This window comes from Nocardia sp. NPDC055050 (assembly GCF_053608345.1).
Map to the genome: position 1 here is coordinate 227,496 of NZ_JBSGVG010000001.1, position 15,990 is coordinate 243,485.

Annotated in this window: 15 protein-coding genes; 8 read left to right on the plus strand and 7 right to left on the minus strand. The window is 66.4% G+C overall.

The annotated features are described in order from the left end of the window. Positions 1-32 precede the first annotated feature (32 nt). Positions 33-665 (minus strand): LppU family putative lipoprotein, encoded by a 633-nt coding sequence (gene lppU, locus ACWGCN_RS01025; protein WP_378989343.1) that lies wholly within the window; start codon positions 663-665, stop codon positions 33-35. 171 nt (positions 666-836) lie between these two features. Here lppU and ACWGCN_RS01030 point away from each other — a divergent pair, with 171 nt between their 5' ends. The 7 genes from ACWGCN_RS01030 (at position 837) to ACWGCN_RS01060 (ending at position 9,001) form a co-directional block, all read left to right on the plus strand. Then, positions 837-2,015: a serine hydrolase domain-containing protein gene (locus ACWGCN_RS01030; RefSeq protein WP_452458674.1), complete on the plus strand. Its 1,179-nt coding sequence runs from the start codon at positions 837-839 to the stop codon at positions 2,013-2,015. Positions 2,016-2,023: 8 nt separating this feature from the next. Beyond that, positions 2,024-3,361: a cytochrome P450 gene (locus ACWGCN_RS01035; RefSeq protein ID WP_452458670.1), complete on the plus strand. Its 1,338-nt coding sequence runs from the start codon at positions 2,024-2,026 to the stop codon at positions 3,359-3,361. A gap of 320 nt (positions 3,362-3,681) precedes the next feature. Further along, positions 3,682-4,572 carry a L,D-transpeptidase gene (locus tag ACWGCN_RS01040; protein WP_378989345.1) on the plus strand — a complete coding sequence of 297 codons (891 nt, stop codon included), beginning with the start codon at positions 3,682-3,684 and terminating at the stop codon, positions 4,570-4,572. A 158-nt stretch (positions 4,573-4,730) separates the two neighbouring features. Further along, a complete protein-coding gene (locus ACWGCN_RS01045; protein ID WP_378989547.1) occupies positions 4,731-5,642 on the plus strand; it encodes a carbohydrate ABC transporter permease in 912 nt (303 codons plus the stop codon). Continuing rightward, positions 5,639-6,505 (plus strand): carbohydrate ABC transporter permease, encoded by an 867-nt coding sequence (locus ACWGCN_RS01050; protein WP_449966698.1) that lies wholly within the window; start codon positions 5,639-5,641, stop codon positions 6,503-6,505. Before ACWGCN_RS01045 ends, ACWGCN_RS01050 begins: the two co-directional genes overlap by 4 nt. A gap of 21 nt (positions 6,506-6,526) precedes the next feature. Further along, positions 6,527-7,855 carry an ABC transporter substrate-binding protein gene (locus tag ACWGCN_RS01055; protein WP_378634671.1) on the plus strand — a complete coding sequence of 443 codons (1,329 nt, stop codon included), beginning with the start codon at positions 6,527-6,529 and terminating at the stop codon, positions 7,853-7,855. Positions 7,856-7,924: 69 nt separating this feature from the next. Next, a complete protein-coding gene (locus ACWGCN_RS01060; protein WP_378989348.1) occupies positions 7,925-9,001 on the plus strand; it encodes an ABC transporter ATP-binding protein in 1,077 nt (358 codons plus the stop codon). 48 nt (positions 9,002-9,049) lie between these two features. Here the strand turns inward: ACWGCN_RS01060 and ACWGCN_RS01065 are convergent, their stop codons facing one another. From ACWGCN_RS01065 to ACWGCN_RS01085, 5 genes are all read right to left on the minus strand, one after another. Continuing rightward, positions 9,050-10,231, minus strand: a complete 1,182-nt coding sequence (locus ACWGCN_RS01065; RefSeq protein ID WP_378989349.1) for a Fic family protein — start codon at positions 10,229-10,231, stop codon at positions 9,050-9,052. A gap of 94 nt (positions 10,232-10,325) precedes the next feature. Next, positions 10,326-11,081 (minus strand): MBL fold metallo-hydrolase, encoded by a 756-nt coding sequence (locus ACWGCN_RS01070; protein ID WP_452458669.1) that lies wholly within the window; start codon positions 11,079-11,081, stop codon positions 10,326-10,328. A gap of 64 nt (positions 11,082-11,145) precedes the next feature. Further along, positions 11,146-13,161 carry a M13 family metallopeptidase gene (locus ACWGCN_RS01075; protein WP_452449736.1) on the minus strand — a complete coding sequence of 672 codons (2,016 nt, stop codon included), beginning with the start codon at positions 13,159-13,161 and terminating at the stop codon, positions 11,146-11,148. A 42-nt stretch (positions 13,162-13,203) separates the two neighbouring features. Beyond that, positions 13,204-13,569 carry a DUF397 domain-containing protein gene (locus tag ACWGCN_RS01080; RefSeq protein WP_452458668.1) on the minus strand — a complete coding sequence of 122 codons (366 nt, stop codon included), beginning with the start codon at positions 13,567-13,569 and terminating at the stop codon, positions 13,204-13,206. A 10-nt stretch (positions 13,570-13,579) separates the two neighbouring features. Further along, on the minus strand, positions 13,580-14,434 hold the full coding sequence (locus tag ACWGCN_RS01085; RefSeq protein ID WP_378989353.1) for a helix-turn-helix domain-containing protein: 855 nt from the start codon (positions 14,432-14,434) through the stop codon (positions 13,580-13,582). A gap of 221 nt (positions 14,435-14,655) precedes the next feature. Between ACWGCN_RS01085 and ACWGCN_RS01090 the strand changes: the two genes are divergently transcribed. Then, positions 14,656-15,186 carry a hypothetical protein gene (locus tag ACWGCN_RS01090; protein ID WP_378989354.1) on the plus strand — a complete coding sequence of 177 codons (531 nt, stop codon included), beginning with the start codon at positions 14,656-14,658 and terminating at the stop codon, positions 15,184-15,186. Position 15,187: 1 nt separating this feature from the next. Here ACWGCN_RS01090 and ACWGCN_RS01095 read toward each other — a convergent pair whose 3' ends face one another. Further along, positions 15,188-15,907: a pirin family protein gene (locus ACWGCN_RS01095; RefSeq protein ID WP_378989548.1), complete on the minus strand. Its 720-nt coding sequence runs from the start codon at positions 15,905-15,907 to the stop codon at positions 15,188-15,190. Between the last annotated feature and the right edge of the window lie 83 nt (positions 15,908-15,990).

Here is a 15,990-nt window from a genome sequence, read left to right on the forward strand (position 1 = left end):
AAACTAGCCGCCACCCACGTCTTTCGTCGGGACTACAGGCTCTCCACGCAGACGACGACGTGGCGCTCGGCGTACTTGAAGCCGGAATCGGCGGCATCGGGGCAGTCGTCGACGCTGTCGGAGTTCTTGTTGATCGTGATGACCTTGACCGGTTCGGTCCCGCCCTCGCCGCACTCGATGCGCTTGGGTTCGTCGCCGCCCACGTCGATGCAGCCGCCGACGACCCAGTCGATGTCGAGGCACAGCGCGCCGGTCTCGATGCCGTTGAGCGTCTCGGCGTAGAAGTTGTCGCGGTCGCCGACGCAGCCGTTGCTGGTCTTGGCCTTGCCGATGACCTTGTAGTTCGACGAACGGCTACCGCACGCGGCCTTCTCGATGGTCGCGTCGTTGACCGTGCCGCCGAGCGCGACGCAGTCGCCGACGTTGGCCTGGAAGTCGGTCTTGCCGCCCTTGCTCGATGTCGGCGCGGGCTTGCTGGCGGTGGGTTTGCCGGTGGTCGACTTGCCCGGCTTGGTGGTCGGCGTCGCGGTGCTGGTCGCGGGGACGACATCGATCGCCGGCTGAGCGTGGCCGTCGATGGTGCCTCCGCAACCGGTCGAGACGAACGCGGTCACGGTGATGGCGATCGCGCCGACGAGCCGGCCGATTGGCAAATCTGCAAACACCCATTGTGAATACACCACCGGAGCCACCCCCGTCGACTCCAACCGGCGGGTCTGTCCCTGCGATACCCTTGGGATTCCGGTCGCCGTGTGCGGCGCGGGGCCCCCGATCGCGTGTATCAGGAGGTATCCATCGTGTCAGCACCGGTCGACGACTTCGCGGCGCCACGGCAAATGGTGGTCGATCCGCGCTTTATCCGGCTCGCGGATCATTTCTTCGGGATGTTCACCCAGCCCAGTCGTGGCGGCGGGGCGCTGGCCATCTACCTGGACGGACGCCCGGTCGTCGATATCTGGGCGGGCTGGGCGGCCAAGGATCAGCGCTGGACCGGCGAGAACATCGCGCTCACCTTCTCCACCGGCAAGGGTGTCGCCGCCACCGTGCTGCATCGGCTGGCCGAGCGCGGGCTCATCGATTACGAGGAGCCGGTGGCCACCTACTGGCCGGAGTTCGGGTCGCACGGCAAGGACGACATCACCGTGCGCGATGTGCTGTCCCATCGCGCGGGCCTGCACCGCGTACGCGGGCTGGTGCCGGGTCGCGAGGGCATTCTCGACTACGACGCGGTGGTGTCCGCCCTCGCCGAGAGCCCCGCCGACCCGCGCCGCATCCGCACCTCGGGCTATCACGCGATCACTTTCGGCTGGTTGGTCGCCGAGATCGTGCAGCGGGTCACCGGCGATCCGTTCACGGCGGTATTACGCCGAGAAGTGGCCCAGCCCTTGGGAATCGACGAGTTCTGGTTTCAGGTACCGCCGGGCGAGCGGCATCGGATCGCGAAGATCTTTCCGCATCTGGCGCCACCGGGGATCCGCTGGAACACCGCGTCGTCGGTGCTGTCGTGGGTGCGACCCGCGCGTGGTCTGGCCGAGGCGGGTATGCCGGAGAGCTTCGACGAACTGGTCCGCGATCCACGGGTGCACGACGCGGTGATGCCCGGCTGGAACGGCGTGTTCTCGGCGCGGGCGCTGGCCAGGATGTACGGGGCCCTCGCCAACGGTGGGCAGGTGGGCGACGTGCGGTTCCTGCGCCCGGAGACGATCGAGACGATCAACCGCACCCAGCAGACCAGCAGCCGCGACTATGTCCTCGGACTGCCGCTGCGGTTCACCCTCGGCTACCACCGGCCGGTACTGATGACCAAGCAGCAACCACGACATGCCTTCGGCCACTACGGAGTCGGCGGTTCCGGTGCCTATGCCGATCCCGATCTGGGGATGTCGATCGCGTTCGTCACCAATCGGCTGGGCGGGGCCGTGACGGCGCTCGGTGACGCGCGGTTGGCCAAGCTGGCGGCGATGGCGCAGGGGACGGTGCGGGGCGATCGAACCTCTCGAAGAGATGCCACGTAGTACCAGGTATGAGTTCGCCGAGCCCCGCGCCCACCGCGCCGCGGTTGTCCCTGCTGCACGGCGTGGCCGCGGGGCGGGATTTCGAGGGCTACCTGCGACGACGCGCCGCGCGCAGTGATCCGTTCGCAGTCGGGTTCCCCGGGTTTCCGCCGGTGCTGTTCACCGGAACTGCCGAGGGCGCACGCGCGTTGTTCCGGGCGCCGGTGGCGCTGCTGGAGCCGCCGCGGCCCAATCCGATCGAGCCGATGGTCGGGGCCGCATCGCTGATTCTGAGTTCGGGGACGCGCCATCGCACCGATCGCGCGCTGCTGGCGCCCGCACTGCACGGCGCGCGGGTGCGACTGCTGGGCAAGGTGATTCGCGAGGCGACACTGAACGAGATCCATCATGGTGCACGAGGTCCCTGGCAACTCGGCACGCGAATCGATGCGCTCGCGGCCGCGCGCGCCATCACCTTGCGCGTCATCCTCGCCGCGGTGTTCGGCGCCGATTCCGATCGCGCGGCCGAATACGGCGGCGTGGTCACCGATTTCCTCACCGCCTTCACCACCCCGCTTCTGGTGGCACCCGTATTGCGCCGTGACATCGGCGGTTTCGGTCCGTGGGAGCGGTTCACCGCGGCTCGGGAGCGGCTCGACGAGCTGATCCTGGCCGACATCACTCGCCGGCGCCGCACCGGCCCCGCCGACGGTGACCTGCTCGATCTCCTCCTCGCCACCCGCTACGACGACGGCACCACCCTCACCGACGCCGAACTGTTCGAGCAGCTGCGCACCCTGCTCGTCGCGGGCCACGAAACCACCGCGACCACTCTCACCTGGGCGCTCTACCACCTGCACCGCGAACCCGGCCTGCTCGCCCGACTGCTCACCGAACTACCCGCCGCGGGCGGCGACCCGGCCGAGCAAGCCCGGCTACCGCTGCTCGACGCCGTCTGCCAAGAAGCCCTGCGCCTGCATCCACCGGTGCCGATCGTGCTGCGCACGGTGAAGGAGCCGCTGCGCTGGCTCGGGGTCGACGTGGCGGCGGGCGCCACCATCGGCCTCGCCGTCGGCGTCCTGCACAGCCAACCGTCCACCTGGCCCGCACCGCACCTGTTCCACCCCGACCGGTTCCTCGACCGCACCGTCACGCCGTTCGAGTTCGCGCCGTTCGGCGGTGGTCACCGGCGCTGTATCGGCGCGACGCTGGCCGACTACGAGCTGCGGATCGTGCTGGCAACGCTGCTGACCGAGGTCCGGTTGACCCTGGATCCCGCGCTGGCGCTCGGTGGACGACCGCGCACCGTGCCCCGCAATCTCGCGACCGCACCGGATCGGGCGATCCACTTCACACGCATCGGGTGATCTGCCTCACGTGACGTTTGAGAGTCACACCGGTGTGTTTCCCCGCTGTTCGCACGCACCGCCGCCGACTCGCCGCTGTGAGCGCGGCGTTTGACGGAAGCCGATGAATAACAGCATGTTATGTGACCCACGGCACATAGTTGCGCGCCTGTTATCACCGCTCGGCGCGGCTGGCACCGTGTCACCTGGTGCGGGTAGTAATGGAGGGTCAGGGTCGGGGAAGTCGTTACCCCGTAGAGACCCGTTGCGGCCTCTACGGCATATGAGAACGAGCGTCACTGAGTAGATCTCGCGCCGCCGCATGCGGAACGAGAGATGGAATGGACGAGAAACCTATGCACTACGAGGCAAATATGCGGCAATCGCACTGGCTCCGCCGGGGTCTGCTGCTGTCGGCGGCGATCGCAGCGACCGGCGCGTTGATCGCCGTGCCCGCGCAGGCTCAGCCGACTCTGCCGGGCTTCGGCGCCGGTTCGAGCCAGCCCGCGGTGAACGAGCCCGCGCAGCAGGCGCCCTTCGCGCCGCCGAACATCAACATCGCCGACGGCGAGACCGTCGGCGTCGCGCAGCCGATCATCATCACCTTCCAGGAGCCGGTCGAGGACCGCGCGGCCGCCGAGCGGGCCATCAAGGTCACCTCGAGCACCAACGCGCCCGGCTACTTCTACTGGACCTCGAGCAAGCAGGTCCGCTGGAAGCCCACCGAGTTCTGGCCGGCCAACACCAACGTGACCGTGGTCGCGGGTGGTACCTCCAGCGCGTTCCACATCGGTGACGCGTTCGTCGCCACCGTCGACGACGCCACCAAGATGATCGTCGTGACGATCAACGGTGAAGTCGTGCGCGAGATGCCGACCTCGCTCGGCAAGACCGGCCACGAGACCCCCAACGGCACCTACATCGTGGGTGAGCGGCTCGAGAAGATGACCATGGACTCGTCCACCTACGGCGTGCCGGTCACCGATCCCGAGGGCTACAAGCTCGAGGTCGAATACGCGACCCGCATCTCCAACAGCGGCATCTTCGTGCACGCCGCACCGTGGTCGGTTGCGCAGCAGGGCTATTCCAACGCCAGCCACGGCTGCCTCAACGTGAGCACCGAGGACGCGAAGTGGTTCCTGGAGAACTCGCACCGTGGTGACGCCGTGGTCATCACCGGCACCCAGGGCGGAACCCTCAGTGCGGGCGACGGTCTCGGCGACTGGAACTGATGTACTGAGCGCACTGCGCTGAACAAAACCCGAACAATACGATCAATCGAGGTCGTGTTGTTCGGGTTTTTGCTGTAATCGGCACTGTGTGCCCGATGTTCAGGAAATCGGCGGGCAGGGTTAACCAATGGTTCGCCATGCACCGTAAAGCTGCCGCGGTGCGAAAGAGTCCAGAGCGGGTACTCCCCGGGAGAAGCCGTCCGTGGCAGGACTACGCGCTGTTCGCGGTACTCGTGGTGCCGAACCTGGCGCTGCTCACCCTGTTCGTTTACCGACCGCTTGCCGATAACATCCGGCTATCGTTCACCGACTGGAATATCGCTGACCCGGTGGCGAATTCGGTCGGGTTCGACAACTACATCGAGTGGTGGCAGCGCGACGACTCATGGAAGGTCGTCAGCAATACGCTGATCTTCACCGTGGCGGCGGTTGTGGTGAGTATGGCGCTCGGTCTCGCGCTCGCCATGCTGCTCGATCGAAAACTGTTCGGGCGCAATGTAGTCCGCTCGGCGATTTTCGCCCCGTTCGTGATTTCGGGCGCGGCGATCGGCGTAGCTTTTCAATTCATCTTCGATCCGAGTTTCGGTCTGGTACAAGACGTCCTGCACCGGCTCGGCGTCGACAATGTGCCGGATTTCTATCAGGACCCGAATTGGGCCCTGTTCATGGTGACGCTCACCTACATCTGGAAGAACCTCGGCTATGCCTTCGTGATCTATCTGGCCGCGCTGCAAGGCGTGCGCGCCGAATTGCTCGAAGCAGCCGAAATGGATGGCGCGAGCAGCTGGACCCGATTCACGAAAGTTCTTCTGCCACAACTGCGTCCGACAACCTTCTTTCTGTCGATCACCGTGTTGCTGAACTCGCTGCAAGTCTTCGACATCATCAATGTGATGACGCGCGGCGGACCGCTCGGCAACGGCACGACGACGATGGTGTTCCAGGTGTACGAGGAGTCGTTCCGCAATTTCCGGGCCGGCTACGGCGCCACCGTGGCCACGATCATGTTCGTGGTGCTGCTGGTGGTCACGTTGATCCAGGTGCGCGTGATGGACCGAGGCGAACGATGAAACATGTAGGCCCGCAGACACTCTCGTACAGGCGGCGCGAACGTGCCGTCACCGGACTCGGCTACGCGGCGATGGTGTGTGTGCTGATCATCGTCGGAGTCCCGCTGTTCTGGATCCTGATCACCTCGCTCAAGGACCGCTCCGACATCTACACCCAGCCCGCGGTCTACTGGCCGCACAGCTGGCACCCGGAGAACTACAGCCACGCCACCACCACGGTGCCGTTCTGGACTTTCCTGCGCAACTCGCTGATCGTCACCGGCGTGGTGTCGGTGGTGAAGTTCGCGCTCGGGGTGTTCAGCGCGTACGGCCTGGTGTTCCTGCGCTTCCCCGGCAAGAACATCGTGTTCCTGGTGATCATCGCGGCGCTGATGGTGCCCAACCAGATCACCGTCATCTCCAACTACGCGTTCATCGCGCAGCTCGGCTGGCGAAACACCTTCCAGGGCATCATCATTCCGCTCTGCGGGGTCGCCTTCGGCACCTTCCTGATGCGCAACCACTTCCTGTCGCTGCCCGCCGAGGTGATCGAGGCGGCGCGGATGGACGGGGCGAACTGGTGGCGGCTGCTCACTCGCGTGGTGCTGCCCATGTCGGGACCGACGATGGTGGCGTTCGCGGTGGTGACGCTGGTCAACGAATGGAACGAGTACCTCTGGCCGTTCCTGATGGCCGATTCCGCCGATGTCGCGACGCTGCCGGTGGGGCTGACCCTGCTGCAGAACACCGAGAACCCCAGCGTCACCAACTGGGGGCCGGTGATGGCGGGCACCGTGCTCACCATGTTGCCGATCCTCATCGTCTTCCTTGCCCTGCAACGTCACATGATCAAGGGCCTCACCTCCGGTGCGGTCAAGGGATAGATCTCGAACAGGAGTTCGCCAGTGTCCAACTCACGATTCCCGGCGTTGAGCCGCCGTGGCTTCCTCGGCCTGACCGGCGGCGTCGCCGCTGCCGCGGCGCTGTCCGCGTGCGCGGGCACCGGCGGCGGATCCGGTGATTCCGGTGACGCCAACACCATCACCTTCTGGTCCAACCACCCCGGCACCTCCAAGGAGCTGGAGCTGGAGCTGATCAACCGGTTCCAGGCGAAGAACCCCGACCTGAAGGTGAACCTGGTCGACGCGGGCAAGAACTACGAGGAGGTGGCGCAGAAGTTCAACGCCGCGCTCACCGGTGGTGACCTGCCCGATGTCGTTGTGCTGTCGGATGTCTGGTGGTTCAACTACGCGCTGAGCAAGGCCATCGAACCGCTCGACGGACACTTCGGCGCCGCGGGTGTGCAGCTGAGCGACTACGTCGACTCCCTCGCCGCCGACTACCTGTTCGACGGCAAGCACTACGCGCTGCCCTACGCCCGCTCGACGCCGCTGTTCTACTACAACAAGGACGTCTGGGCGAAGGCCGGACTGCCCGACCGCGGCCCGAACTCCTGGCAGGAATTCGACGAGTGGGGCCCGAAGCTGCAGTCGCTCGTCGGCGCCGACAAGTTCGCGCACGCCTGGGGTGACGCGAAGAACTACCTGGGCTGGACCTTCCAGGGCCCTAACTGGACCTTCGGCGGCGCCTACTCCGATCAGTGGAAGCTGAAGTTCACCGATCCGGGTTCGATCGCCGCGGCCACGTACCTGCGCGACTCGATCAACGTCAAGAAGTACGCCGCGATCCGCCCGCAGATCGCGGTCGACTTCGGCACCGGCGTCGCGGCCTCGACCATCGCCTCCACCGGCGACCTCAAGGGCATCAAGAAGAACGCCGACGGCAAGTTCGAGGTCGGCACCGCGTTCCTGCCGCACCCGAACGGTCCCGGCGTCACCACCGGCGGCGCCGGTCTGGCGATTCCGTCGCGGATCTCGGATACGCGAAAGGTCAACGCGCTCAAGTTCATCGAGTTCATCACCAATGCGGCCAACACGGCGTACTTCACGCAGAACACGGGCTATATGCCGGTGCGCAAGTCGGCCGTGACCGACCCCAGCGAGATCGACTTCCTGGCGAAGAACCCCAACTCCAAGGTCGCCATCGACCAGCTCTCGGTGGCGAAGTCGCAGGACTACGCGCGCGTGTTCGTGCCCGGCGCCGATCAGATCATCGGTACCGGCTACGAGCAGATCGGTCTCCAGAACGCCGATCCGGCAACGGTTCTCGCGAAGGTGGCCGCCGACGTGCAGGCGATCATCGACCGGCAGATCACGCCCAAGCTGCCCAAGTAGTTCCCCCACGGGCCGGTGGTTCGTTGTGACCACCGGCCCGTTTCGCTTTCCCCGCTAGGAGAATTCGCCATGGCGACAGTGCAGTTCGACGGTGTGACCCATCGCTATCCCGGCGCCGACGCCCCCGCCGTCGACGCACTCGACATCGACATCGCCGATGGTGAATTCCTCGTGCTGGTCGGCCCATCGGGCTGCGGCAAGTCGACCAGTCTGCGGATGCTGGCCGGACTCGAATCCGTCGAGGCGGGCACGATTCGGATCGGTGAGCGCGATGTCACCGACCTGCCGCCGCGCGCCCGCGACGTGGCGATGGTGTTCCAGAGCTACGCGCTCTACCCGAACATGACCGTCGCCGAGAACATGGGCTTCGCGCTGCGCAACGCGGGAATGTCGAAGTCCGACACCTTGGTTCGGGTGAAGGAAGCCGCGGCGATGCTCGAACTCGAGCCGCTGCTCGACCGCAAACCGGCCAAGCTCTCCGGCGGCCAGCGTCAGCGCGTGGCCATGGGCCGGGCCATCGTGCGCCGCCCCCAGGTGTTCTGCATGGACGAGCCGCTGTCCAACCTGGACGCGAAGTTGCGGGTGAGCACCCGATCCCAGATCGCCGCGTTGCAGCAGCGACTCGGCACGACCACTGTCTACGTCACCCACGACCAGGTGGAGGCGATGACGATGGGGCACCGTGTCGCGGTGCTGCGCGACGGAAGGTTGCAGCAGATCGCGTCTCCGCGTGAGCTGTACGACAATCCGCTGAACACCTTTGTCGCCGGGTTCATCGGCTCGCCCGGCATGAACCTGCTCGAAGCGCCCGTCGTCGACGGCGAGGCGGTGCTCGACGGACTGCGAATCCCGGTGCCCCGCACTGTTTCCGGTACGCGCGTCGTTCTGGGCATCCGCCCCGAATCCTGGGAAGTCACCACCGATCCCGCCGGGATCACCGTCGTCGCCGAACTACTCGAGGAACTCGGCGCCGAATCCTTCGTCTACACCCACGGCGCGGGCACCGACTGGTCCACCCGCTCGGGCAAGATCGTGGTCCGAGTCGATCGCCGGTTCCAGACCACGCTCGGCGAGACCTTGCACCTGCGGCCGAAGCCGGAGGAAGTCTTCTTCTTCGACGCCGGCACCGAACTGCGTTTGCGCTGATCAGGGCATTCGGTCAGGCGGTACCGCGACGCTGCGGAGCGGCCTGCGCTAGGACAGGCCCGCCGCGGTGCGTCGGCCGATCGCGGCGTTGAGGGCGTCGAGTTCGGCGAGGATGTCGGTGGCGGCCCATATTCGGTTTCGTTTGGAGTCGGAGACGACGTCGAGGATCCCCACGTCGACGAGTCGTTCGAGGGCACGGTAGGTAGCCGAATCGGTGGTCGCCGTGATGGCGTTCGCGCCGGCGACAGTGAGAATCGGGTGCTCGACCAGGTTCGCCAGGAGCGCTTCGTCCGCGGAACCGCCGCGAGGGCGGGCGCGGTCTCGCCATCGCTGGGGGAGCGCGGCGAGCGTGCGGGCCGAGTCGATCGCCGCCTCGCTGGCGTACACCGCGGCGAGCGCCAGATAGATGACGAATTCGTCGGCGGCGCCGGCGCGGTAGGCGGCCAGTTGGGCGAAATAGCGCGAGGTGTCGGCGAGCATGACCGATGCCAGGGGAACGGTGACTCTGTCGGTCAGCCCGCGTCTGCGCAGAATGGCGCTCACCAGGGCGCGTCCGATCCGGCCGTTGCCGCTGACGAACGGGTGGATCGACACGAACTGCGCGTGCGCGATCGCGGCTTGGACCAGGATCGGCAGATCACCACGCGCGACGAAGGCCAGCAGGTCGGCGACCAATTCGGGCACGAGTTCCGGTGGCGGCGGTACGTACAGGGCGTGCAGCGGCGTGTAATCGCTTCCGCCGATCCAGGTTTGGACGGTCCGGAAGCGTCCCGCCTTCTCCCATTCCGGAGCGATCAGCACGCGATGGGCGCTGAGCAGATTCGCCTCCGTGATCCGGCCGGTCGCCGCACTGTCGACCAGTCCGGTGAGAGCCCGGACCGCACTGACCTGTGACGCCGCCTCAGGTCCGGTCGTCGCGCCGCCGAAGGATTTGCTGAATGCTCGCCACCCCGCATCGATGTGCTCGATCCGCGACGACGCGACAGCCTCGCTGCGCAGCAGGAATTCGCGCAGCGGTGCCGAATACTGGCCCTGGCCGGCTTCGAGATGTGTCACCGCGATCACCGCGGCCTCGCTCGCCGATGTTGTTCGCCTGGTGGCGAAGTCGAGTTCGGCGATGCGCGGTGGGATCGACACCGCTGCCTGCTCGGGGACGGGGCCGACTCGCGGACTTCGTCCGTCACGCGCCTGCCAGGAATGTTGTTCCGTGCGGTGGGCCGGCCAATCCATCTGCTCTTACTGTACTTTCGCTATCGCAAACTCTACTTACCTGGTCACTACTCGCGTTTGCCCAGAGTGACGACAGCAATCAGCTGACTACTCGTTATTCGCGCCGTTCGGTTCTCGCGTGGGTTCGCGCACGGTCGACAGCTTGCCGGATGCCCTCGGTGAAGGGGGCACCGTGGCCGGGGAGAACCAGATCGGCGGCGAGCGCCTCGAGGGCCTCGAGTGCGGTGAGGGTTTCCGGGGTCGAGTGGTTGAAGAAGTCGGGAAGTAATTGGGGGCCTGTAAATTTCGAGGTGGGATGCGCGGTAACCAGGGTGTCGCCGGTGACTACCGCACCGGCCGCTGCGAGATGGAAGGCCGAATGGCCCGAGGTGTGTCCCGGGGTGGCGATCGGCGTGGGGCGGCCGGGAAGATCCAGCTCGCCCGCGGTGCGGAAGGGCTGGATATGGGGGACCGGGTTCTTGCGGAGGCCACCCGCGCGAGTGATCCGCAGCGCCCAGCCGCAGGTGGAGACGTCGGTGAGCCTTTTGATGACGTCGAGCGGAGTGGCGGACTCGTGGACCTCACCTTTGGCATGGGCCACCTCGAGCCGGCTGGTGTAGGCGGGGATGCCGTACTTCGCGTGGAGGTGGTTGAGGGCGCCGACGTGATCCAGGTGCGCATGGGTCAGCAGAACCGCGGCGATGTCTTCGACGCGATGACCGAGGGCCTCGACACTGGCTTCGATCAGGCCGGCGTCGCCGTACCACCCCGCGTCGATCAGCGTGAGGTCACGGCCCTCGCGGAGTAGGACCATGTTCACGTCTGTACCCGCGATGGTGAAGACGTTGTCGGCTACCTGCTGGTGACGCATGAGATTGCCCCTCTGCGATGGAGTGGTGTCGACCCTACCGGCGACCGGCAGGGTCGAGACCTCGTCACCAGATGGTCACACGTTCCTCCGGCTTCAAGTAGAGCTTGTCTTCCGGAGTCACGCCGAAAGCGTCATAGAAGCTGTCGATATTGCGGATCACCGCGTTGCAGCGGAACTCCGGCGGGGAGTGCGGGTCGACGGCGAGGCGGCGGATGGCCTCCTCGGTGCGGGCCTTGGTGCGCCAGACCTGCGCCCAGCCGTAGAAGACGCGCTGCAGACCGGTGAGGCCGTCGATCACCGGAGGCTGCTTGCCTTCGAGCGAAATCTTGTAGGCGGCAAGGGCGATGGACAGTCCGCCGAGGTCGCCGATGTTCTCACCGATGGTGAATTCGCCGTTCACGGTGTGCTCGTCGTCCAGGTCGGCGGGGGAGAGCACGTTGTACTGGTCGATCAGGGCCTTGGTGCGCTTGCCGAACTCGGCGCGATCCTCGTCGGTCCACCAGTCCTGCATGTTGCCGTCGCCGTCGTATTTCGCGCCCTGGTCGTCGAAGCCGTGGCCGATCTCGTGGCCGATCACCGCGCCGATCCCGCCGTAGTTGGCGGCGTCGTCGGCGTTCATGTCGAAGAACGGCGGCTGCAGGATCGCCGCGGGGAACACGATCTCGTTCATGCCGGGGTTGTAGTAGGCGTTCACGGTCTGCGGGGTCATGAACCATTCGCCGCGATCGACTTCGCCACCCAGTTTGCCCAGGTCGCGGTCGTGCTCGGCGGCATGGCCACGGCGGTAGTTGCCGACGAGGTCGCTCGCGTCGATCTCGACCGCGGAGTAGTCGCGCCAGGTGTCGGGGTAGCCGATCTTGGGGGTGAACTTCTCCAGCTTGGTCAGTGCGGCCGCGCGGGTGTCGGGCCCCATCCATTCGAGGTCGGCGATATTGCGGCGGTAGGCCTCCTGGAGATTGGCCACCAGCTCCACCATGCGGGCCTTGGCCTGCGGCGGGAAGTGCCGGGCCACATACAATTTGCCGACCGCTTCGCCGAGCAGTTCCTGCACCAGCGACACTCCGCGCTTCCAGCGTTCGCGGTTCTCCTCGGCACCGGTGAGGGTGCGTCCGTAGAAGTCGAAGTACTCCTCGACGATCTCGTCGGTGAGGAACCCTGAGCGCGCGTGCAGCACCTGCCACGCCGCCCACGCTTGCCAATCCGCCTGCGGCACCTCAGCCCAGGCGGTGGCGAAGGCGCGCAGGTAGCCGGGCTGGCGCACGACGAGCTCGGCGAACAGGTCCTTGCCGTCACGGTCGAGTCCGGTGGCGACACCGTCTACCCAAGCGGCCCAGTCGAATTCCGGGTTCTCGGCGACCAGGTCGGCGAAAGTGGTGAGGTTGTAGCTCTTCTCGGCGTCGCGGCGCCGCACGACATCCCAATGACCCGCGGCGAGTGTGCGTTCCAGCTCGAACACGCGACGGGCGGCGTCGGCCGGGTCGGCGGGGAGCAGGCCCGCCAGCGACGCGTCCGCGGCGGCGATGGTGAACGTCTTGGTGATGTGCGCGAGGTACGCGTCGCGGATGTCCGCGAACTCGTCGGCGCGGTAGTAGGACTCGTCGGGCAGCCCGATGCCCGACTGGGTCGCGTGCACGAGGTAGCGGGTGGAGTTCTTGTCGTCGGTGTCCACGTAGTAGGCGAGCGCGCCACGGACCCCCGTGCGCTGCAAGCGCCCGAGCAGCGCGGCGAACGCGCTCGGATCGCCGACCTCGGCGATCGCGCGCAGCTCCTCGGCGACAGGCGTGAACCCGGCCGCCGCGACCACATCGGTGGCCATGAAGCTCGAGAACAGATCCCCGATCTTGCGGGCATCGGCATCGTCGGCGGCACCGGCCGCGCTATCGGTGATGATCGCCTGCACATCTAGCTCGGCCTGGTCGTAGAGCGTGCGAAACGCACCGTCGACAGCCCGGTCGGCCGGGATCTCGTACCCGGCCAACCACTGCCCGTTGACATGCGCGAACAGATCGTCCTGCACCCGCACATCCTGATCGCGGAAGGACAGATCAATACCGGAGGGAGCGCTCAGATCAGAAGTCACGCCCCCCAGTATGCCGAAATACCGATGGCCGGCGATGTGGTCTTACACGCAGGCGAACTCGTCGTCTCGGACGCCGGCGGTGAAGGCATTCCACTCTTCGGGGGTGAAGTGCAGCAGGACGGCTTCGTGGCGGAGCGTGGTCGAGCCGTCGGAGGAGGTGCGGGCTACCAGGTCCGGGTGGGGGCGGGCAGTGAGCAGGCAGTGGAGGAAGGCTGTCCACAGGGGGGCGTCGACGGTGATGACGGGCTCGACCAAGCCGGCGTTCATCGGGTTGCGGCGAAATTTGCTGTCTCGTATCTGGACAGCGTCTCCGTCGAAACGAACCTCGACACACTGGTTGCCGTTATTCGAGCGTGACGAGGTGAACCAGCCGTGTTCGGCCGGGCGGCGGCGAGCGGTGGTGGACATAACCAGAATCTTACACGCTTGCATACTCCCTGATCAGGGCGAGAGATTCGGTGCGGGAAAGGGATTGCTCGCGGGCGCGTACGTAGGCGAAGCCGAGATCGCGGACCTGTTCGGCATCGTCGACATGGCCGCCGAACACCGCGCTCTCAGCCCAGGCGAAGGTAGGTAGCTGATCGCTTGCGAAGTCGAGCAGATGGAAGCTGGAACCGCCGAGCACGGCCCCCTCGGGCGCGCTGAACGGGATGACGCGCACGTCGACGGTGTCGAGTTCGCGCACCAGCGCGACCAGGTGCCGCAACTGCCCGCGCAGCACCTCGCCACCGCCGGTCTGCTGACGCAAGGTCGCCTCGCCGAGCACCGCGGTGAGTTCCAGCGGATCGGGCCCGCGCAGCCGCTGCTGGCGGCGTAGTCGTATCGAGACTAATTGGTCAACCTGAACCGGGCGGATCATCACATCGGCACTGATCAGCGCCCGCGCGTACGCCTCGGTCTGCAGCAGACCGGGCACGATCATGCTGTCGTAGCTGCGGATACTCTGCGCGCCCGCCTCCATCCCGTACAGCCGCTGCAACTCGGGACCGATCAGCGCCGAGGAGGCCGTCGTCCACCAGCCGCGCTGTTTACTCGCCTCGAGCAGGGCGAGCAGTTCGCGGCGTTCGTCGGGTGTCACATCGAGAACATCGAGGACCGGCTCGATGGTGGTGCGGGTGAGCACCCGCCTGCCCTTCTCGACATGCGACCAGTTCGCGGGCGTGAACCCGACACGACGGGCGAACCCGGCCGAATCGAATCCGCGCTGCTCGCGGAGTTCGCGCAGCCGCAGGACGAGTTCCCAGCGCGCGACGGTCGGCGAAACGGGAGCCATGGGCGAATATCGTACGCCGATCGACACGCCAGCTACTGACTATTGTCAGCATGGTTGTGCGGCTATAGGCTGTCCGGAACGGTCTTTTTCTCTCACGTCCTGCCGTTATGAAAAAGTTTCCCGCGCCACCCGGTCGTAATGCTCCACCACCCACCGAGTTTCGCCCCGATCGAGCGAACTCACAGCTACATCGAACCACCGTCGACAGAGACGAGGTCGTGATGAGCACGTTGCACACCGATGAGGACAAGGGCGGGTATACGGCGGCCGAGGAATACTCGGCCACCCAGGACGCTTTGGCGCGCTGTCGCCAATACCGCAAGCACCATGGCCTCTACGGCGTCGTCGACGCGGCGCTGGGGCGGATCGTGCTCGAGATCGGCTCGGTCGGCGCGGTGGTGATGCCGTCGACGCTGGGCGAACGGGTCCGCGGGCTGCTCGTCACGCGGGGCCTGCGCTGCGGGCCGATCATCGCCCACCCGCGCTCCGGTCGCTGGACCTTCCTCACCGGCCCGGTAGACAACTCCTACCTCGACACCGTGCTGTTCGCCGAGCTGTTCCGGGTCTGCGCCTCGGTCGCCCTGCCCGGTAGCGAGGTGGTGCTGCCCTCACCGGCCGACGAGCGCAGCGGATATCGCACCTGGATGCAGGCGCCAGACGGCGACTTCCGACCCGAATTCGCGCAGATCGTCGCCGCTACCAGGACAAATGCCAAGTCGGCGACCTTGACCCGGCAGCCGGGTTCAGCCTGAGCTACCCGCCGCCGAGGCGCGCGTGCATCTCCCAGACGAGCACCTCGGCGTCGCCGTGCGGACGGATCAACTGACCACCGGAGCGGGTCAGCCGAATCGCGTCGCCCTGGGACAGGGTGCCGAGGCCCTCGACGTCGACCTCACCGCGTGCGACGAAGACATGCAGGTAGGGAGCGTCGGGGAGGGTGACGCCGGGACTGTCGGCCGTCATCCTGGCAACGTGCATGGCGGCATGTGAGGAATTGATCGCGATGGCCGTGCGGTCGCGATAGCGGGGTAGGCCCGACGCGACCGTCACCAGATCGCCGCGCGCGAGTTCGTCGTCGATCTCGAGCTGCTGGTAGCCGGGGTCGACGCCCGGCTCATCCGGAACCACCCACATCTGCACGAAGTGCACCGGCTCGTCGTGGGTCTTGCCGTCGAGGCGCCACGAATCGTTCTTCTCCGAGTGCTGGATGCCGGTGCCCGCGCTCATCCGCTGGGCCAGACCCGGATAGATGACGCCGTTGTGGCCGAGCGAATCCTGATGCACGAGGCTGCCGCCGAGCACCCAGGTGACGATTTCCATGTCCCGATGCGGATGGGTATCGAAGCCCTCGCCGGGCAGCACCACGTCCTCGTTGTTCACCAGCAGCAGCCCGTGATGGGTGTTGTCGGGGTCGTAGTGCTCGCCGAAGGAGAACGAATGCTTGGAGTCGAGCCACGGGATCCGCGTCTTCATCCGGTCGCCACCGCGGTGTAGTTCGATCCGCGGCGGTGTCGTCGATGTGGGCGTCACCCTTCAATTCTGGCACCACTATGGTC